The 19,725-nt window shown below is 39.8% G+C and carries 22 protein-coding genes and 1 tRNA gene; 10 read left to right on the top strand and 13 right to left on the bottom strand.

Annotated elements, in window-relative coordinates:
- The first annotated feature begins 34 nt into the window (after positions 1 to 34).
- On the top strand, positions 35 to 973 hold the full coding sequence (locus tag I8752_RS32945; protein ID WP_214436377.1) for a phosphoribulokinase: 939 nt from the start codon (positions 35 to 37) through the stop codon (positions 971 to 973).
- 24 nt (positions 974 to 997) lie between these two features.
- On the opposite strand, the gene I8752_RS32940 is transcribed toward I8752_RS32945, so the two are convergent.
- Positions 998 to 1,069: transfer RNA gene (locus I8752_RS32940), tRNA-Val, on the bottom strand.
- A gap of 396 nt (positions 1,070 to 1,465) precedes the next feature.
- Between I8752_RS32940 and I8752_RS38500 the strand changes: the two genes are divergently transcribed.
- Positions 1,466 to 1,723, top strand: coding sequence for a hypothetical protein (locus I8752_RS38500; RefSeq protein WP_318780926.1), 258 nt, complete (start codon positions 1,466 to 1,468; stop codon positions 1,721 to 1,723).
- An 8-nt stretch (positions 1,724 to 1,731) separates the two neighbouring features.
- On the top strand, positions 1,732 to 1,935 hold the full coding sequence (locus tag I8752_RS38495) for a hypothetical protein (RefSeq protein WP_318780925.1): 204 nt from the start codon (positions 1,732 to 1,734) through the stop codon (positions 1,933 to 1,935).
- 18 nt (positions 1,936 to 1,953) lie between these two features.
- On the opposite strand, the gene I8752_RS32930 is transcribed toward I8752_RS38495, so the two are convergent.
- The gene (locus I8752_RS32930; RefSeq protein WP_214436376.1) at positions 1,954 to 2,838 is read right to left on the bottom strand and encodes an alpha/beta fold hydrolase; all 885 of its coding nucleotides are present in this window, start codon (positions 2,836 to 2,838) and stop codon (positions 1,954 to 1,956) included.
- Positions 2,839 to 2,843: 5 nt separating this feature from the next.
- Positions 2,844 to 3,344 carry a HugZ family pyridoxamine 5'-phosphate oxidase gene (locus I8752_RS32925; RefSeq protein ID WP_214436375.1) on the bottom strand — a complete coding sequence of 167 codons (501 nt, stop codon included), beginning with the start codon at positions 3,342 to 3,344 and terminating at the stop codon, positions 2,844 to 2,846.
- Between the two features lie 225 nt (positions 3,345 to 3,569).
- Here I8752_RS32925 and I8752_RS32920 point away from each other — a divergent pair, with 225 nt between their 5' ends.
- The 5 genes from I8752_RS32920 to I8752_RS32900 all read left to right on the top strand — a co-directional run bounded on the left by I8752_RS32920 (position 3,570) and on the right by I8752_RS32900 (position 7,636).
- Entirely contained in the window at positions 3,570 to 4,847 is a 1,278-nt protein-coding gene (locus I8752_RS32920; protein WP_214436374.1) for a protein kinase domain-containing protein, read from the top strand.
- Positions 4,848 to 4,920: 73 nt separating this feature from the next.
- Complete coding sequence (locus I8752_RS32915; protein ID WP_214436373.1) at positions 4,921 to 5,190, top strand: Ycf66 family protein; 270 nt, start codon at positions 4,921 to 4,923, stop codon at positions 5,188 to 5,190.
- A 57-nt stretch (positions 5,191 to 5,247) separates the two neighbouring features.
- Positions 5,248 to 6,732, top strand: coding sequence for a CIA30 family protein (locus I8752_RS32910; protein ID WP_214436372.1), 1,485 nt, complete (start codon positions 5,248 to 5,250; stop codon positions 6,730 to 6,732).
- Positions 6,733 to 6,804: 72 nt separating this feature from the next.
- The gene (locus I8752_RS32905; RefSeq protein ID WP_214436371.1) at positions 6,805 to 7,146 is read left to right on the top strand and encodes a hypothetical protein; all 342 of its coding nucleotides are present in this window, start codon (positions 6,805 to 6,807) and stop codon (positions 7,144 to 7,146) included.
- Positions 7,147 to 7,240: 94 nt separating this feature from the next.
- Complete coding sequence (locus I8752_RS32900) at positions 7,241 to 7,636, top strand: GFA family protein (protein ID WP_214436370.1); 396 nt, start codon at positions 7,241 to 7,243, stop codon at positions 7,634 to 7,636.
- Positions 7,637 to 7,674: 38 nt separating this feature from the next.
- On the opposite strand, the gene I8752_RS32895 is transcribed toward I8752_RS32900, so the two are convergent.
- The 5 genes from I8752_RS32895 to I8752_RS32875 form a co-directional block, all read right to left on the bottom strand.
- A complete protein-coding gene (locus I8752_RS32895; protein ID WP_214436369.1) occupies positions 7,675 to 8,772 on the bottom strand; it encodes an AI-2E family transporter in 1,098 nt (365 codons plus the stop codon).
- 129 nt (positions 8,773 to 8,901) lie between these two features.
- Positions 8,902 to 10,335: a bifunctional orotidine-5'-phosphate decarboxylase/orotate phosphoribosyltransferase gene (locus I8752_RS32890; protein ID WP_214436368.1), complete on the bottom strand. Its 1,434-nt coding sequence runs from the start codon at positions 10,333 to 10,335 to the stop codon at positions 8,902 to 8,904.
- Positions 10,336 to 10,481: 146 nt separating this feature from the next.
- A complete protein-coding gene (locus tag I8752_RS32885) occupies positions 10,482 to 11,201 on the bottom strand; it encodes a molybdopterin-dependent oxidoreductase (RefSeq protein WP_214436367.1) in 720 nt (239 codons plus the stop codon).
- A 61-nt stretch (positions 11,202 to 11,262) separates the two neighbouring features.
- The gene (locus I8752_RS32880) at positions 11,263 to 11,862 is read right to left on the bottom strand and encodes a cytochrome b/b6 domain-containing protein (protein WP_214436404.1); all 600 of its coding nucleotides are present in this window, start codon (positions 11,860 to 11,862) and stop codon (positions 11,263 to 11,265) included.
- A 227-nt stretch (positions 11,863 to 12,089) separates the two neighbouring features.
- On the bottom strand, positions 12,090 to 13,049 hold the full coding sequence (locus tag I8752_RS32875) for an aldo/keto reductase (protein WP_214436366.1): 960 nt from the start codon (positions 13,047 to 13,049) through the stop codon (positions 12,090 to 12,092).
- Between the two features lie 79 nt (positions 13,050 to 13,128).
- On the opposite strand from I8752_RS32875, the gene I8752_RS32870 reads away from it, so the two are divergent.
- On the top strand, positions 13,129 to 13,734 hold the full coding sequence (locus I8752_RS32870; protein WP_214436365.1) for a DUF1802 family protein: 606 nt from the start codon (positions 13,129 to 13,131) through the stop codon (positions 13,732 to 13,734).
- Positions 13,735 to 14,214: 480 nt separating this feature from the next.
- Complete coding sequence (locus tag I8752_RS32865) at positions 14,215 to 14,475, top strand: hypothetical protein (protein ID WP_214436364.1); 261 nt, start codon at positions 14,215 to 14,217, stop codon at positions 14,473 to 14,475.
- Between the two features lie 54 nt (positions 14,476 to 14,529).
- Here I8752_RS32865 and ggt read toward each other — a convergent pair whose 3' ends face one another.
- The 5 genes from ggt to I8752_RS32840 all read right to left on the bottom strand — a co-directional run bounded on the left by ggt (position 14,530) and on the right by I8752_RS32840 (position 19,565).
- Positions 14,530 to 16,341, bottom strand: coding sequence for a gamma-glutamyltransferase (ggt, locus tag I8752_RS32860; RefSeq protein ID WP_214436403.1), 1,812 nt, complete (start codon positions 16,339 to 16,341; stop codon positions 14,530 to 14,532).
- Between the two features lie 41 nt (positions 16,342 to 16,382).
- Positions 16,383 to 17,120: a phytochelatin synthase family protein gene (locus I8752_RS32855; RefSeq protein WP_214436363.1), complete on the bottom strand. Its 738-nt coding sequence runs from the start codon at positions 17,118 to 17,120 to the stop codon at positions 16,383 to 16,385.
- A 94-nt stretch (positions 17,121 to 17,214) separates the two neighbouring features.
- A complete protein-coding gene (locus I8752_RS32850) occupies positions 17,215 to 18,111 on the bottom strand; it encodes a glycine betaine ABC transporter substrate-binding protein (protein WP_214436362.1) in 897 nt (298 codons plus the stop codon).
- A gap of 66 nt (positions 18,112 to 18,177) precedes the next feature.
- Positions 18,178 to 18,810, bottom strand: coding sequence for an ABC transporter permease (locus tag I8752_RS32845; protein ID WP_214436361.1), 633 nt, complete (start codon positions 18,808 to 18,810; stop codon positions 18,178 to 18,180).
- Entirely contained in the window at positions 18,807 to 19,565 is a 759-nt protein-coding gene (locus I8752_RS32840; protein WP_214436360.1) for an ATP-binding cassette domain-containing protein, read from the bottom strand. The genes I8752_RS32845 and I8752_RS32840 overlap by 4 nt, the downstream gene beginning before the upstream one ends.
- Between the last annotated feature and the right edge of the window lie 160 nt (positions 19,566 to 19,725).

Genomic DNA, 19,725 nt, shown 5'->3' with positions numbered 1-19,725 from the left:
TACTAAAGTTCCTAAACCTGTGGGGGGAGTATTTATGAGCCGTCCAATAATTCTTGGTATTGTCGGTGATAGCGCAGCTGGAAAAACAACACTCACTAAAGGAATTGCTCAGGTACTCGGCCCAGAAAATGTTACGCTCATTTGTACAGATGATTACCACCGTTACGATCGCCAGCAAAGAGCAGAAATCGGGATCACTGCCCTCCACCCCGATTGCAACTATTTAGATATTATGCAGCAGCAACTGTCGTTGCTCAGGACAGGACAGCCAATTCTCAAGCCAGTTTACAGCCACAAAACAGGTACATTCGAGCCGCCACAGTACATCAAACCCAATAAATTTGTAATTATTGAAGGATTGCTGGGCTATTCTACCCGTGCTGCCCGCGATGCTTACGACGTTAAAGTTTATCTAGCACCTCCCGAACCACTGCGCGCCAAATGGAAAGTGAAACGAGATACCCAAAAGCGTGGTTATACCGCCGAACAGGTGTTGGCGGAATTAGAAAAGCGCGAACCAGACTCAGAGCAGTTTATCCGTCCGCAGCGACAGTGGTCGGATATAGTAGTGAGCTTTTATCCTCCTAATGAAGATGCTGATGAAAGTAACGGACACTTGAACGTGCGCCTAGTATTGCGTCCGACAATTCCCCATCCAGATTTTACTTCAATTATTAATTTGACTCGTGGTAGTTCTGATTCGGCGATTCGCCTCGGACTAGACCGAGATATGAATAAGCCCGTAGATGTTTTGGAAGTTGACGGTCATGCTACCTTAGACCAGGTGAATAAACTAGAGCATATCATGTGTTCTGATATGCCTTATTTGAGAAATATCTGCGATCGCGAAAGTAACCCCGAACTAGGTAAAATTGCTGGCACAACTGGGGAGACAATCCAAAGCTATCCCCTCGCCCTGACTCAGTTGATCGTCACTTACCACATGCTGAAAGCGACACAAATTTTTCAGTAACAATTCAAAAGCTCAATCAAATCATGGGCGATACTGGATTTGAACCAGTGGCCTCTCCCGTGTGAAGGGAACGCGCTACCCCTGTGCTAATCGCCCACGAGGAGCCAGATTAACATATCTAGAATTGAAATACAAGGACGGGAGAGTATGGGGGCAGTCCCAATGAAACAAGCTTCACCGCCATGTATGAAAAAGGTTTCTTCACGGCAGTTGCTACAACGGAGGGAACCTCAACGGACAGTTTGCTCAAGTCGGGGAACCCGCCCACGCAACTGTCCTCCGCAACGCACTGCCTCCCCTACACCCCACACCCTACACCCTTTTTCAAGCTAGAGGGGCGGAGGAGAAAAAGACTATACAGAAATTACTCTTATCTCCCTATCTCTTGTTGACTATATTCCCGTACTGCTTGGAAGTATAGCGATCGCGCACCTTTTCAGCCATCCAGTAATATGAATATGTCAGCATTGGCTATCCAAAATTTCCAAAGCCATGTCAGAAACTACTTTCGCTGCACCTTATGTAACCCTGCCGCCAACCCAAGCGGAACTGCCCTACGATGACGGTATTCCGATGGAAAGCCAAAGGCATAAAATGCAAATGGATTTGCTGATCGATACCTTTGTGACTTGGTTGGAAGAACGAGAGGACGGGTATGCAAGTGGCAATATGTTTGTCTACTTCAGTTTGGCGCAGGTTAAAAACCTTACAAAGGAGTTGAGACAACTTGGTTGCGCTGGGCAACTTTAAACGGAGAATTGTTACCAACTGCTGAGGAAAAAGAGCGACAAAAGGTAGGTGAAGCTCAACAACAAGTACAGCAAGCTCAACAACGGGCAGAACGTGCCGAGTCGCAGTTACAGCTAGCAGTAAAAAACTTACTTCAGTCAGGGATGACGGTAGAACAGGTAGCTAATATAACAGGTTTATCTGACTCAGAAATAGCGGCACTAGATATTTAGCGTTAGTACAACATGTTTTTAAAGATACCGTTGCAATAGACCAATTATCACTTCTGGTATTTCCAAATGAGGTAAAACTCCGGCATCTGCGATCGCCCGAAAATCACGAATGGCATTTATATTTAAATTGGCTAAACGTCGCCCTAGTTTGATGCTAGTAAATTGTGCCTTCTCTCCCCAAAATATAACTGTGGGAATTATTAGTTGTTGCATGTATAAACTCAAATCAAAATAAAGATCGCCTCGTAAAAATGCCAAGGCGGCAAACTTAGCATTCGGTTGTTGGGCAGAGGTTAAGTAAGCTTGCACCATTTCTTGGGAAACTCTTTCTGGTTTGGCAAACAGAAAACTTTGCAAAAAGTTTCTCACAGCAAATTCATTTTCTGCACCTAAGGCATAAATTAAATTATCCAGCAAAGGTGTATTAATAACTGAAAGAGGAAGTCTACGTCCAGCACCTTGACCAAAGTCATCAAATCCAGAGGGACAAATCAACAATAGTTTTTGGAATAAATTAGGTTGGCTAATAGCTAAACGGATAGCAAAAGCAGCTGTTAAAGAAGAGGCAATTACCGTTACAGGTTGGCGACAAGTTTGGGTAATAAACTCTGCGATCGCATTAAGATAATCACTAATTTGGTAATCTCGCACCGGATGAGCTGAATCTCCCCAACCGATTAAATCTGGGGCTAAAATGCGGCGCTCAGAAGCAAAAGCTGGATAAACTTTAGACCATTCATAAGCTGATGCGCCACCACCAAAATTGTGCAAGAAGAGTAACGGCGGTAAATTTTCAGTGTCAGTATCTAACCATGGTGCACTTGTCTGGGTATAGTAAACCATTTTCCCAACAGATGTATTGATGACTTTATGCCCAAAGCCAAGAGGTTGAAACTGAAGCATAAATTTCACCCTTTTTTATCTCCTGTGATTTGAACGAGTTTATCGAGGTTATCTCCACTGATGTGGTAAGCTGCTCCAAATCCAATGACAAAACGACCTTCACTAGGAGTTAGCTGAAAAATCCGAAAGTCTGCCAAACCGCGTAAAACTTCAATAATTTCACCAAAACGTTGTTGAAATTGGTCAACAATTTGATTCCAAGTAGCAGTTTCACGCTCTATGAGAGTAGCTGTACAATCAAAACTCAAACGGCGACGCGCAAAGATTTGGTCAGCTTTGGCTTCATCCTCAATTAGCAAAACACTAACATGAGGATTACTTTCCAGATTTTGAGTATGGGTAGAAAGACCGCTGACATAAATGTAGATATTCTTAAAATCATCCATGACAAAAGGAGCATAGCTAGCATTCGGTATTCCTTCTTTATTAATAGTGCTAATGATTACACTTCCTAATTCTTGAGGAAAACTTTCATACTCAGCTTGAGCTTTTTCGAGTTGGCTCATAAATTTTTATTTAATTAATAGTTTATTCCTAAGTATCCTAACGCTTGTCAGTTGTTGGTTGTCAGTTGTCAGTTGTCAGTTGTCAGTGGTCAGTTGTCAGTGGTCAGTTGTTATTCTCCGTTTCCCCGTTTCCCCGCGTCACCGTGTCCTCATTTCCTCTTGCCTGCTTCCACTCGTTATCATGTAGCAATATGATGTTATAAAAACACTTGCTTCACTTACACCATGTTAGGAAAGCTATTAGATGGGCGTTATAAAGTTATCCAAGTTTTAAGTGCGGGAGGATTTGGCGAAACATACATAGCAGAAGACACGCGCCGACCAGGTAATCCTCGGTGTGTTCTCAAGCTGCTGAAGCCTGCGAATTCCGATCCTTATTATTTGCAAGTTGCCCGACGCTTATTTAATAGCGAAGCAGAAATTCTCGAACAGTTGGGCAATCATGACCAAATTCCCCGTCTTTTAGCTTACTTTGAACAAGATGAAGAATTTTACTTGGTGCAAGAGTTAATTGTCGGACATCCCCTCAGTAGAGAATTGCGACCTAATGAATGCTGGAATGAAAACCAAGTCATCCAGATGCTACAAGATGTTTTAGGAATTTTGACATTTGTTCACAGCTACGGCGTAATTCATCGCGATATCAAACCTGACAACTTAATTAGACGCGATGATGGCAAATTAGTTTTAATTGATTTTGGCGCAGTTAAACAAATACAAACGCCAATGGCTGCATCTGGTAGCGAAATAGTTGCCACGGTGGCTATTGGTACTCCTGGCTACATGCCAGCAGAACAGGCACAAGGTAAACCGCGTCAGAACAGCGATATTTATGCAGTAGGAATAATCGCCATCCAAGGGCTAACGGGGTTGTTTCCCGCGCAAATACCAGAAAATCCAGCGACAGGCGAGATTATTTGGCAAAATCAAGCCCAGATTTCCCCTAAATTAGCGGCAGTTTTGCAAAAGATGGTGCATTATCATTACCGCGATCGCTATCAGTCTGCCACAGAAGTACTACAGGATCTCAGGGAATTGCTGAGTCCCTTTGCACCAACTCAACCATTTATTCCTAGCGCACCTGCTGTCACATCTGGGCAACTATCATCAGTATCTTCTTTTGCTACAAACTCTCCCACAACATCATCGGCAATTCCCTCGCCAGCTTTGTTAAACAAAACTCTGTCTGTACTGAGATTTATCCCTTTTATTGGCGCGGCCGGATTATTCTTCTTTAAAGCTGCAACCTGGATTATTTTACTAGGCGTTGGTCTAGCTGCTTTTGGTGCAGGTTTATTTTTACTTCGTTCTTGGTATCCCAATATCGGCAGAACTTACGATGCCATTTTTGCTGTAATTTTTTGTTTGTGTGGTATTCTGCTTTTATTTCAAGAATTCCAATCTTATCAAACTCAAGAAATACCAATAACGCAATTTTTATTAGCAGGAGCCGGAATTTTCTCGTTAGCTGAAACTATTCGTTTGCGAAACATTAGGAAATAAATGCTGCTGACTTTTAGTAGTTATCTTTTTAAATAAAAAATATTATTTGAAAAATTTATAAATTCCAAGTCATATGTTTAATAATCCACTTAACATAATAGGCATTTTTTTAATATTTATTGCGATAATTTTGTCTGCTTTACCCTGGGTACGTCCACAAAGCTTCCGTCGGCAAGATATTATTTTAATAGTCATTTTTTTAATCTGTGGTTCGATTTTATTGTCTCAAAAACGCTGGTATAATAAAGAACTGATACAATTTAATTTAATTCTCTTAACGTTACCTGCTGTTTTTTACAGCTTGGAAAATATAACCTTGCGAAATAGAAATAACCAAAGATAAGATTCTATATTCCCAATACAATAAATATAGGTATAACTGAGCGATCGGGACGCAATTGTGACTGACAAAAATCGTTCTCAATGGGACTTAGGCAGATTTATCGAAACTCTGAGCTACTTTGAGGTTATTCCTTTCCTTAACTGGATACAACAGTTAATTCAAGGTAGTCCCAAGGATAATCAAGCTCAACCCAATGGAGGAAGAAATGTGAGCCTAATATTAGTAGCAGGTGCAACTGGTGGTGTCGGTAAACGAGTAGTACGGCGACTGTTAGAACAAGGTTATAATGTTCGAGCACTTGTACGAGATATCGACAAAGCTAGGTCAATTCTCGGTAATGAAGTTGATTTAGTCGTTGCTGATATCACTAAACCTGAAACTTTAAATTCTGTAGTTTTAGCTAATACCCAAGCTGTAATTTGTTGCACAGCAGTACGCGTACAACCAGTAGAAGGCGACACAGCAGATAGAGCTAAATATTATCAAGGCGTTAAATTTTACCAACCAGAAATTGTCGGCGACACTCCAGAAAATGTGGAATATCAAGGTGTCAAAAACTTGGTACAAGCCGCAGATAAATATTTACCCCAAGCAGGTGAAAAACTCATATTTGACTTCACCAACCCATCAGTAGAATTAAAGAATGTCTGGGGTGCAGTGGATGATGTGGTCATGGGTGGCGTGAGTGCCAGTAATATTCAGTTAGGAGAAAATGGCGCTTTTTTTGCTGGTAATGTTTCCACTGCTAACTCTGGAGGTTTTGCTTCAGTTAGAACTAAAAATTTCAATCCACCCTTCAACTTATCTGGTTATCAAGGGGTAAAATTGCGCGTCAAAGGTGACGGTCAGCGTTACAAATTCTTCTTACGAACAGATACTGCATGGGATGGCGTTGGTTATAGCTATTCCTTTGACACAGTAGCCAATACTTGGATAGATATTTGCATACCTTTTACCGATTTGACTCCTGTATTTCGGGCAAAAACTGTCAAAGATGGTGCGCCAATTGACTCTAGCAAAGTTGCCTCATTTCAACTGATGTTGAGTAAGTTTGAATATGATGGCGATTTAAATCCGCAATTTTCCCCTGGTGGTTTTACTTTACAAGTAGAATCAGTCAAAGCCTATGGAGGGAAAACTTTACCACAGTTTGTTCTTGTTAGTTCCGCAGGAGTAACTCGTCCCGGTCGTCCAGGCATCAACTTAGAAGAAGAACCACCCGCAGTTAGATTAAATGACCAATTAGGTGGTATTTTAACCTGGAAATTAAAGGGAGAAGATAGTTTAAGAGAAAGCGGAATTCCCTACACAATTGTTAGACCTTGTGCTTTAACAGAAGAACCAGGGCACAAAGAATTAATATTCGAGCAAGGCGATAATATTAGAGGAAAAATCAGTCGGGAGGATGTAGCAGAACTTTGCGTGCAAGCGCTACAACAACAAATAGCGTGTAACGTAACGTTTGAAGTAAAAGAAGGGGAAAATAGCGCTAACTCAATTAATTGGTATCAGCTATTTTCAAACTTACAAACTGATAAATAAGCAACATATAAAGAGATAGGAATTATGAAAATAAGAGGAAATTCTTCCTATCTCTCTAAAGGAGTAACGAAAATGTTTCGGAAAATATTGTTTGCTGGGATTTTAGTATTGATTATTTGGATGGGACTATTGTCAAACAAAGCCTCATCACAACAAGTAGAATCCCGCATCAATAATTTAGAGGCGGATTTGAATCGTGTAGAATCGCGGTTAAACCAGATAGAATCTCAACTTGGCAATCGTCAATCTCCATCTTCTAGAACAACACTTACTCCTCGGTCATCTGGTTCCAGAGGCAACTCATCACTTTCAGAACGAGATAGCATGTTTGATCGCCTAGCAACTTTAGTGGTTGGATTAAAACAACAAGTAAATAAATTAGAAGAACGCGTCACTAGATTAGAAAAACGTTAATTATATTAAAATCACATATTTGATATTCTTACTAAAAAATAAATTTTATACTAAAATTGTCTCGCTACATATTCACTTTTTATAGTAAATTAACATGACTGAAATTAATAAAGAAGTCATTTACGAAGGCGGATGTCATTGTGGTGCAGTACGTTTTCGAGTCGCAGTTGACAAGCACAAAGCTGATGATTGCAACTGTTCAATTTGTCGAAAAAAGGGTTTCTTACATTTAATTGTGCCGCGATCGCAATTTACTTTGCTGCAAGGTGAAGAGAATTTAACAACATACAGATTTAATACAGGAGTTGCCCAACATAAATTTTGCCGCACTTGCGGGATGCATCCTTTTTATATTCCTCGCAGCCATCCTGATTGTATTGATGTGAACGTGCGTTGTTTGGATGGAGATGCGATCGCAAATTTTGAAATTGTGTCTTTTGATGGGGCAAATTGGGAAGCAAATATTCACAAACTGCGTGATAATTCATAAAATTCTCTGTTTCTCCTCTTGGCGTAGGCGGTTCGTTATTAAGAAGTTGACTCATTAGTTAACATCTCTGACACTTCTTTACCCTCAATAATATCTGGAGAATAATTCGATTCAGAAAAACCAGCAATTGCATCCTTAATAAAACCAGCCAAAGGTACAGCAATTACCAATCCTAACAACCCGCTGATATAAGTTCCTACTAGCAAAGCAACTATTACCCATAGCGGTCTCAGTCCTGTCAAGCTACCCAAAAGACGAGGTGCGATCGCTTGGTCAATCAACTGATCTATAATCACAGCTACCGCTAATACTTTTACGGCTAACCAAAAATTATGTGACGCTATTATTAAAGTTATTAAAATTAAACCTGCAACATCACCAAAAGGAATTAAACTTAAAACCCCAATACTAAAACCAAAAAGCAACCCAAACTGGACTTGAAAAACTAAAAACAGTAATGTTTGCGAAACTCCCATCAGTAAAGCCAAAGTTCCCTGACCTATCAAATAGTTCTGAAAGTTTTGCTGAATCGATAAGCTTACCTGTTTAGTAAAACTTAAAGGCAGTTTTTTCAAGATGCTTTCCCAAAGCCTTGGCCCATCTAACAACAGGTAAAAAGTTAACACCACCGTAACTATAGCTTCCGAAATACTATCAATTGTATCTATAATAATACTTAATATTCTATCTGAAAAATATTCTAATTCTTCAGGTAATTTATCAGTAATTCGTGTTAATATGCCACCTAAATTAATTTTTAAATTTTGGTTAATTACTAAATTATTAAACCTTTGTAGTTGTTCTTGACTAGAATCAATCCATTGAGGCAATAAATTAGCCACTTCATTAAATTGGTCTAAAACAACGGGTAATAATGTAATTCCCAAAACTACTAAAATTACCACCGCTAATACAAAAACTAATGCTACTCCATATTTGCGTCGAACTCCTTGTTTTTCAAGAAGTGAAACAGGATAATTTAAAATAAAAGCTAGTAAAGTTGCTAAGACAAAAATTGTAACTAACGGTTGAAAATATTGAAAAAAGCGAAAAATTAACCAACCATTCAGAAAAACTAGCGGGAAGATCAATGTTACAATTAACCATTTTAGTAATTGTTTGAGTGAAATATTCATAATTAATACAAAAAACCATTTTTAGGATTGCTGAACTCAAAAAGGCAGCTAAGAAAATTACCTATACAATTTTTTTGTATAGGCTACTTTTCCAAACAAAGGAAAATGCACTTAATTAAATATTATCTTTTAATCTTCTACAAACGCTAAAAATTGTTCTTCATTAATTCGTCCTGCTTGATAAAGAGTATTTGTAATTTCCGAAATAGTGAAAACTGCATGACCTCGATAACCATTTTTTATTAATTTCTCTTGTACTCCTTGTTCGTGGTCAATCAACACCACAATATCATTAACATTTAATCCCGCTGATTTTAATTTCTCCGCTCCTTCCATTACACTTTTACCGCTAATGAGAATATCATCAACCACTGCTACTGTTTCGCCTGGATGAAAATTACCTTCAATTACCCTGCGAGTTCCATGTGCTTTTACCTCTTTACGAGGGAAAATCATTGGACATTGAAGACGCAAAGCCAAACCGGTAGCAGTTGGTAAAGAACCGTAAGGAATACCTGCTAATCTATCAAAATCCAGGTTTTTCAAAATTTTCTCATAAGCGCTTAAGACTTGATTAAAAACTTGGGGATTAGAAATAATTTTACGTAAGTCGATGTAGTAGGGAAATACGGCTCCTGATGCTTGGACAAAGCTACCAAACATAATGCAACCAACATCATAAAGTTGCAAAATCAGATCGTGTTGAGGATGCTGATTTAAAAAACAAATATCAGGTAACCACACAGAACAGGTAGAAGCATCACGAATAATTTCAGTTCTCACTTGATTAATTTCTGAGCGCAAAGACTGAATTTCATCAGATAAATTTGTGCTACTTAACATATCTTGCGGTACTGGAATCAGCAAACCATCACCATTAGTATTTAAACCTGCTTCTAAAATTTGTTTAAACTTACTGTCCTGTGCCCAAATGCTACGTGCCATAATAAATCTTTCAGGAGCAACAGCTCGAATAAGAGCTAAAACTTCAGGATTTGTAGTCCCAACTTCCAAACCCAATTGTTCTGGAGTTCCCCAGTTTTTTGATTCCTTTACTACCTGCAAATACAGAGGAGATTCATTTGTAGGATATTGCTGTAAAGTTTCTGCTCCCGGATTAGAGGTACAACACAAAATAAACACTGCTTTATCAGGATAGACTAAAAAGGGTACTACATGGTCTTGTCCTGTGTAGGGGCTAAGAGTAATTGCATCTACTTGCCATTGTGTAAATACAGTACGGGCAAAAATTGTACTTGTATTTAAGTCACTATGTTTAGCGTCTAAAATAATCGGAATATGTTTAGGTACAGCTGCTAAAGTTTGATGCAGTAGTTCCAGCCCTGGAACGCCCAACGCTTCATAAAAGCCCAATGTTGGCTTATAAGCACAGACAAAATCAACAGTTTCAGTAATAATGAATTGCAGCCAATTCCATAAACCAGTGATGACATCTTCAGATTCATAACAAGCAGGCATCATTTCTGGATTTGGATCTAATCCTACAAAAAGTAAGCTTTGATTTTGCAATATATTATTTTGTAATTTATCAGAAAAGCTCATATTTTTACCATTTACTAAAGAGTTAGAACGTGTACTAAAACTATAGAATAAATAATTAATTGATTATAAATAGAAAATATACTTTTTATTTCTAGCAACTTATATAATTACTAAAGCCTTTTCTATAAACTTTTATCTGTAACTTTTTAAAGTCCTGCAAACCATTCATAACCTAGATCCTCCCAATAGCCTTTAAAAGGAGATAAATAACTCACCAGAGAAATTTTAGTTACCCACTTACTTTGCTTGTAGCCAAGCTTAATAGGCGAAGCTAAACGTAAAGGTGCGCCATTATCAACTGGTAAAGGTTGACCATTTTTTTCATAAGCTAGTAAAGTTTGGGGATGTAAAGCTGAAGCTATATCCCAGCTTTCATAGTAGCCATCTGCCGATTTAAAATAAGCATATCGAACATTAGCTTTAGGTTGAGCAAGGGCAACAATTTCTTGCAGACGAATACCATTCCATTGCACGATCGCAGCCCAACCTTCCACACAAACATGGCGTATAATCATAGAAGTCTGTGGCAAAGCTTGAATTTCTGCCATACTCAAGCTCAAAGGATTGTTAACCTCGCCATCAACAATTAAACGATATTTTTCTATGTCAATAATAGGAGTATCTCTGAAAGTATTAACTATCAATGCTTCTGGCTGAATTTCACTCAATGAAAATTCTGGCACGGGCTTTTGAGGTTTAAATATTAACTTTTCAAACTTCTGATTGAGTGGTTCAGAAAGTTTTCCTACTAAATCTTCAAAAACTGGTGTGCCACAACCATCTAAAAGAAAACTTATGCCAGATAAGCCAGCAATTTTCAGAAAGTGGCGACGTTTGAATTGATGTTGATGCACCTTGATATTCATATTTAGTCAGTTGTCAGTGGTTATTACCCAATCCCCAATTCCCAGTCCCTAATCTCCACCTCTACCAAAACATTGATTCTATTAATTTATCTCCTCCAGCTTGCCGCCCTAAAGTAGAGTGAATTACTACAAATACAATAACCATTGGGACAGTAGCAAAGTGAACAACTCGTAGTGCTTGCCAACTACCAAACATGTCTACAACCCAGGGAAATTGAGCGGGTTTATACATACCTATACCTGTTAGTAAAGCCAATAGTAAAATAGGAATAATGGCTGTATAAACAATGCGATGCCACGCATAAATTAGACGCTGAGAATTTTGGCTTTTTTGTAATGCTTTCATGTCATTAGCACCTACAAACCGATGTCGCCAGCGTCGAGTAATTAAAATATAAATTCCATACCACAATAGATTTAGTGAGAATAGCCACATTGCTGCAAAATGCCAGTGTCTACCCCCTGCTAGCCAACCTCCTAATGTAAATATGGGAGGAATGTGTAAGCCTGCGCGTCCACCAAAAACTGGATTGGCATTATAAATTTGTAAGCCACTGGTAAGCATCAAAAATAAGCTAATGACATTACAAGAGTGAAAAATTTTCGCCCCTATTGCTTGGGTTGGTAACTTCCGAGTTTTAGAAGAAACGGTAGAAGCCATAAAGTTAGTTGGGGAAATTTGCTGTTTATCTGTTTTGGCAAATTGTTCAGCAAGTTCGAGATGAGCATTGCTTCCTCTTATTTTCCCATTCAATGATTCACATGAAGAAAAGACTGCTACTAATGACGCAAGGACGCAGAAATTGATGTGCAGCCAGTTAGGCGGTGCGTTAGAACGCCATAACGCACCCTATTGGATAATTAGTCCCTTAAATTAACTTGGGTAGCTTACCAATTCCACATAATTGGACTGTCATCGAGATGGTCAGTCACAATGCGTCCTATGGCATCGATTTGGGATAGTTCATCGGCAGAAAGTTTAACATCAGCCGCTAGGGCATTATCTTTTGCTTGTTCGGGATAGCGCGCACCAACGATCGCATTTGTTTGGGGTTGGGCAATTAACCATGCCAATGCCAACTGAGCCAAGCTACAATTATGACTCTCTGCAATTGGGCGCAGTTTGTCTAAAGCTTGTTGAGCGCGTTCAAAGTTTTCGCCTTGAAACAGCTTATTCTTAGCACGGTTATCTTCTGGAGCGAATTTTTGACCGGGAACAAATTTTCCAGTTAGCAATCCCTGTGCTAAAGAAGAGTAAGCCAAGATGGAAATATTGTTTTCGATACAATAAGGTTTTGCATCTGCGTCCACCTGCCGCCAAAATAGAGAATAAGGGGGTTGTAAGCTATCAATACGTCCGTATTTTGCTGCTTCTGCCAATTGGGCGCGGGAAAAGTTGGAAACACCAATCGCTCGGATTTTTCCTTGCTCTTTTAGCAGCGTCAGAGCGCTCATAGTCTCCTCGATAGGTACTATTTCACTATTAAAAGCCCCGGAGGGCCAATGAATTTGGTAAAGGTCGATATAGTCCGTTTTGAGGTTTTTCAAAGAGCGATCGCAAGCTGCAATCACTTGGTCGTACTTGAGATGATTGGCGAAAACTTTCGTGGCATACTCCACGCGATCGCGCACATCAGATAAAGCTTCGGCTACAATGCGCTCAGAATGTCCTTCTCCGTAGACTTCAGCAGTATCAACTGTAGTTATACCAGCTTCAAATGCAGCTCGGATTGTTTTAATCGAGTCCGCATCTTCGATTCCCACCCACATCTTTTTACCGGCTTGCCAAGTACCCATAAGGATAGGTGTGATTTGCACGTCTGATGTACCTAGTGTTCGCTTTTCCATAATGTTTCCCTAACTCATATTCCCGGATAGTTTCATACTTTAACGGGTCTAGCTTGAAATTAAATCTGAATTACAGTAGATGCTGATGCCATTGACTACAACCTTACATGCTCTCAAAGAATGGGCAGTTGCCGTAAATGCCTTGGAAACTGGTCAAACAATTATGTTGCTGCGTAAAGGCGGTATTCATGAAAGACATGGACGTTTCCAAGTCGCCCACGAGCAGGTTTTGCTCTACCCGACTTACGAACATCAACAGCCTTTTTTACTCAAAGCTGAATATGCTAATCAAGTTTGTCCTGTAACTCCGGGTTGGCATCCAGAAACAGTTCGCATCGGTGGTTGGGCGAAAATTACCGATATTATGCCAGTTAGTGACGAGTCAATTGTCAGCGCTTTGCTCCCTTTCCACATTTGGAATGAGTCTTTTATTAGCGATCGCCTCAAATGGAAACCACGTCAGCCCTTGTATATTCTGCTTTTGAGAACTTACAAACTACCCCAAGTGGAAGAATTTTTTTATCGCCATGAATACGGTGGTTGCAAATCATGGATTGATTTAGCACAGCCTCTGAAGTTACATGGTTCAGAACCAGTTTTGTCAGACTCAAACTACGCCCAGTTAGGAGAAGAAATTCGCAAAATTGTTGGCGATAAGTTCTACATTCCATCCCCGCTATCCTAATTCGTAATTAAGACAAAGAACAAGCCTCAATATAGAGATATTGAATATCAAAGGAGAAATTTAGCGCTCAAAACTTACGAAGTTTTGGGCGCTAAATCTAAATATAGGACTTGCATCTCTTCCTTAAGTAAGCAATTTCTGACATCTAGATGATTGTAACCGTCTAAACAAACTGTCTTAATCCTACATATGTAAAAAAAAGTAACTATCGATACATACATCAACCAAGACCACAGATAAGATTAGAAAAAACTTACCCTTACGGTAAGGAAAACGACAATGAGTTATTTGCCTTTTTATCTCTGTAGTTTACGGAAAGCCGTCCAGATGAACTACAGCTATTTAGGTAATAGTACTATTTGGGTTTGTAGATAAGCAGACACATACTGGGAAAATTAAAAAATTACCCCACAAGGGCGAGGCAGGTATTGACAAAAGTCTGCCATTATGCACAATAAGCTAAAAGTAAAGGAGTTTGCCATGCATCGACACATGTGCTGGTTATCTAAGTTTGGCAACGATGAAGAGAAAATTCTGCATTTGCAAGCCGCGCCTAATCAGCCTTGGCGGCCCTACACAGCTTTTCCACAATATGCAGTACCAGATTATCAAATACCGGGCGGTTCTAAAGGTTGGGCAACTTATCAGAAACTTCTCAAAGCAGGCTGGACGCTAGTACCTAGTGCAAGAGCAAATGAGTTTAGCACTCAATATTCAGAGTCAAAATTTACTGGTCAATAGTTATTAGCCAGTGGTTAGTTGTTATTCCCCAATCTCCCTTGGCTGTTGACTAATTCAAAAACCTCTGGGAGAACCTTCGCCGCGAGGATCGGCTGCTCCTTCTAAGCTGCCATCTCCTGTGACAGCGATCGCGTTAGCATTACCCCAAGGATTAGTTTCTTTAATGTTGTGTCCGCGACGGCGCAGTTCTTGCAATGTCAAAGCATCCAAACCCCAAGGTTCGACGCGCAACTCATCGGGTAGCCACTGATGATGTATGCGTGGAGCAGAAACAGCTGCGCCCACATCCATATTGTACGCTAATACGTTCAGCACAATTTGCAAAACTTGAGTGATGATGGTGCTACCACCTGGCGTACCCACTGCCATCCGCAGGCGATTATTCTCGGTGATAATTGTCGGAGTCATACTAGATAAAGGAGTTTTGCGGGGTGCGATCGCATTGGCTTCATTACCAACCAAGCCAAAAGCATTTGGTACTCCTGGCGCAGCAGCAAAATCATCCATTTCGTTGTTGAGTAAAATTCCAGTTCCTGATGTCACTACGCCAGCACCAAAACCAAGATTAACTGTGAAAGTTAAACTCACTGCATTATGCTGTTCGTCCACAACAGTCAGATGACTAGTTTCAGGAGATTCATGCCCAGTTGCGTACAGTTGTTGAGACTGATAAGGTAGCGGGATGGTATTATTTCCCTGTCTTTGAGTATCAGTTTTACTAAAGCGTTGGAGGATTTCTGGAGTCGCTGGCTTAACCTCAGTAGAAGGTTGAGCCTTTTGCATATTTATTTCTTGGCGGCGTTTTTTGGCATAGGCGGGACTAATTAATTGTTGTACGGGAACTTTGACAAAATCTGGATCGCCTAAATATTGCGAGCGATCGGCGTAAGCAATTTTCATCGCTTCCACCATTAAATGTAAAGCGTCGGGATGATGCCATCCTAAAGATTTTAAATCTGTGTCCCCAATAATGTTTAAAATCTCTAATAGGTGAACGCCTCCTGATGAAGGTGGCGGCATTGAACAGACTTTGTAGGTACGAAAATTCCCACAAACTGGAGTGCGCCAAATGGGTTTGTAGGCTTTCAAGTCTGCCAAAGTAATCAAACCACCGTTTTTTGCCATATCGTTGGCGATCGCTTGGGCAATTGTGCCAGTATAAAAACTCTGGGGATTCTGAGCGATTTTTGCTAAAGTGCGCGCCAAGTCTCGCTGTACCAACTTTTCTCCAGGCTGGTAAAATTCACCATTGCGAGTAAAAATATCCCGCGCCGCTGGATTGTTGAGAATTACTTGCTTGCGGTTTTCGTACTCTGAAATCGAACGCCAAGTCAGCCGAGGACTGATGATGAAGCCATTTTGAGCAAGAGCGATCGCAGGTTTTATGACTTCTTGCCAAGGTAGCTTACCATAACGACGATGCACTTCATACATTCCCGCTACCGTTCCTGGTGTTGCCACTGCCAAATAACCGTTAATACTTGCATTGGGACGCACTTTACCTTGTGCATCCAAATACATATTTCTGGTTGCTTTTAGAGGTGCGCGTTCGCGGAAGTCTAACGCTTTGATTTCCCCCGTTTTTTCTGAATGCATCAGCAAAAATCCACCACCGCCAATTCCGGCTGAAAAAGGCTCGACTACAGAAATCGCAAAGGTTGTGGCGACAGCTGCATCAACTGCATTGCCACCTTTGCGTAGCATCGCAATTCCCGCCTCACTCGCTAGGGGATTTGCCGAAACCACCATTGCCTTTTTGCTGCGTAGAGGTAAACTAATAGCGGCTGATGCTGCTTGACTGTAACAGAGAACGCTAAGGGAAAAGATAGCGATCGCTACCCGCTGAGATTTAGCTACAATATGCATTTTTATGCCATTTTGATAGCTCATAAATTTTTGATCGATTATCAACTTTTACTTACTAATACAAATCCGCGTGTCTTACCTGAAGTTGTATCAGTGGTTGCCATTGCTTTCCATAAATCTTCTGCTTTTACCCAAATTGGCGGATATTTGTAACGAGAAACATCCATAATTAAAAGTCTATCTGTCTGCTCGTCATAGGCTGCTAAAGGAGATATATGTCCGCCTGTTTCTTGTCCAATTGCTTTCCGCAAATAATTAATGATAATAAAGTTTCCTGGTTGCTTTAAATTTTCTGTTGCTAGCTTGCGAAACTTTTCTAAACTTGTGTCGCCAGCATGATAAACTTCGACTTTCACATCATAACTAGCAATTAAACCTCCCAACTGATCTAAAGTCATCCCTTGACGGGAAACAACCTCAGCAGTTACTACTTTATTAGTTTTTTGATTGCTAAAAAAATTCTCTTGAGTAAATATTTTGTATGGCTTGTATTGAGGTGCTTCTGGTGCGGGAATTCCTAAACTATTCAATACCATCACAATACTGGCGACCCCGCAATAAGCTTGATTATTTTGGGTAACAAATTGAGTACTAAGCGGGAAAAAATCTACTTTGGATTTACTTTTATTAAATAATTCTTCACCTTGAGGAGAATTTAAATTAATTAAGTTAGGGGCAAGAGGTAATGTCTGAGCAACAGCATTGCCAGCAGCAATATACACCCCTACAATCAAAGCTTTGAGAGATAGCTTGACGGTTTGCTTATGACGATTTCTCATACAATCTGCATTTTCCCAAGATTTTTGAACATAAGGATACTCACCCTATGAGGAAGCAGTTTTATCATTCTGCTTACAGCTACATTTCAAAAAACTATAATCCTTTAGATTGACGAAATTTTTGCACAATATCTTTTATATCACGTAATTCGCCCTCAGCTAAATAATTTAATTGCCGCATTTCATCTGCGGAAATTTTTCCAGATAGTTGGGCGATCGCTTTTCTTAATTCTGGATATTTTTCTAAAGTTGCTTGCCGTACAATTGGCGTAGCTTCATAAGGAGGAAAATAGTGCTTATCGTCTTTTAGTACCACTAATCCCAAGCGGGAAATCTGCCCATCAGTGGAATTTCCTGCTATCATATCTACTTGCTTTTGCAGCAAAGCCCGATAAATTAGACCCAAATCCATAATTTGCGGTGGTTTGGCAAAACGGAAACCATAGGTTTTAGCTAATCCTGGAAAGCCATCTTCTCGTTCTAAAAATTCATAGCCAAAACCGCCACGCCATTGGGGTGTATACTGAGTAGCTTGAGAAAGGCTTTGAAGATTATAGCGGTTGGCATCTTCACCTCGAATAATCATTGCAAAAGTATTTTCAAAACCCAAGCTAGGCATCACTTCTAAATTAAATTGTTGAGCGTATGCTTGTTTCAACTTTTCGTAAACTGCTTTGGGATCGTTAAGACTTTTTTGCTTTAAAATTCCAGTAAAAGCCGTACCTGTGTATTCTATATATGCGTCAATTTTACCAACCAGAATAGCATTATGACAGACAAAAGACCCACCCAATCGAGGGCGACGAGCTACTTTTAAATTAGTTTTTGCCTCAATTTGTTGGGCTAAGAGTTCGCCTAAAATATCTTGTTCGGTGAAGTCTTTAGAAGCAATAATAATATCACCAGCACTATTATTTAAATTGCGATCGCAACTAGCAGCCCCAATTATCAATAGAAAAATTACTAAACTTAATACAAAGAATCTTTTCATAGTTTATTTTATTTGCAGATAAAACTATCATCTGAAAATTACAGATAGAAAGTTTTTGCATGATTTTTAATTTTTAATTTTTAATTTCTTCTCCATCCAGCCAATTGCCAAGTCAGCAAGTAATGCAATTACCGCTGCTGGAATTGCCCCAGCTAAAATCAATTGATTATTCACAACAGCAATTCCACGAAAAATAAATACTCCTAAACCACCAGCACCAATTGCTGCTGCAATAGTTGCAATTCCAATGGCAATTACCGTTGCTACTCTGACACCGGCTAAAATCACTCCCATCGCTAAAGGAATCTCGACTTGCAACAACAATTGTCTGTCTGTCATTCCCATACCTTTCCCCGCTTCCCGAATCGCTGGATCTACACTAGTAATACCTGTGTAAGTGTTGCGAATAATTGGTAAAAAAGAATATAAAGTCAAAGCCACAATTGCTGGTACAACACCAATACCGCCAATGATGGGTACAGGAATCAGTAAACCAAATAATGCCAAACTGGGAATGGTTTGTAGAATATTCGCTATGCCAAGAATTGGTTGGCGGAGGTTAGTTTGGCGTGTAATCAAAATACCTAATGGAATACCTACAAGTATGGCAATGCCAATAGCAATGCTTACCAAAAATAAATGCTCTAGGGTATGCTGAAAAATTTCTGGGGCATACTTAATCAGAAAAAAATCTTTCATAATCTTTCTTGTATCGAACGCAGACATTCAAGAAAGGCTAGGCTTTCTGGATGTTGCGATCGCATAAATTCATCCTTTGTCCCCAATACTATCAATTCTCCGTTATACATTAAACCAATTCTTGAGGCCAAAACAAAAGCTTCTTGAATATCGTGGGTGACAAAAACAACTGTTTTGCCTAACTCTTGCTGTAGCCGCCGAAACTCTTGTTGAATTTCTAAACGCGTAATCGGATCGAGTGCCCCAAATGGTTCATCCATTAACAACATTGGCGGATCTGCTGCTAAAGCCCTAGCTACACCTACTCTTTGCCTTTGCCCTCCAGATAGTTCGTGAGGATAACGCCCAGCAAATTTTCCTGGATCTAACCCTACTAACTGCAACAACTCGTAAACTCGCATTTTGATTTGTTTTGACTTCCAACCTTCCAAAGTTGGGACTAAACCAACATTGCGTTCTACAGTAAAGTGGGGAAACAAACCAGTTTCTTGAATTACATAACCAATCTTGCGCCGCAGTTTAATTTCATCCCATTGAGTTGTGGGAGTACCAGCAAATAAAACTTCGCCTTGCGTGGGTGTGAAGAGGCGATTAATTAATTTCATTGTCGTAGTTTTGCCGCTACCGCTGCGTCCGAGTAATACTAGCGCTTCTCCCTGGCAAATGGAGAAATTGAGATTGGATACCAAAGGACGGCGATCGCGGCTAAAGGTGACATCGCGAAATTCAACAGCAGTTTGATTATTTTGTCGCATCGTTTATTAACAGTACAAGCCTATACTTTGACTTTAACCAATTAAGTACAAGGCAGTTCTCATTGAAAAAGGACAAGATAGACAACAGAGAAATTTTACAGTCTCCGGTCTTGGCATTACACAGCCAAATGTAGCTCAAAATACATTTTTTAGTTTTTGT

The organism is Dendronalium phyllosphericum CENA369 (assembly GCF_016056275.1).
In the GTDB taxonomy this organism is placed as follows: Bacteria; Cyanobacteriota; Cyanobacteriia; order Cyanobacteriales; family Nostocaceae; genus Dendronalium; species Dendronalium phyllosphericum.
Note: the sequence above shows the minus strand (reverse complement) of the source record. Positions and strands in the feature narration are given on the sequence as shown.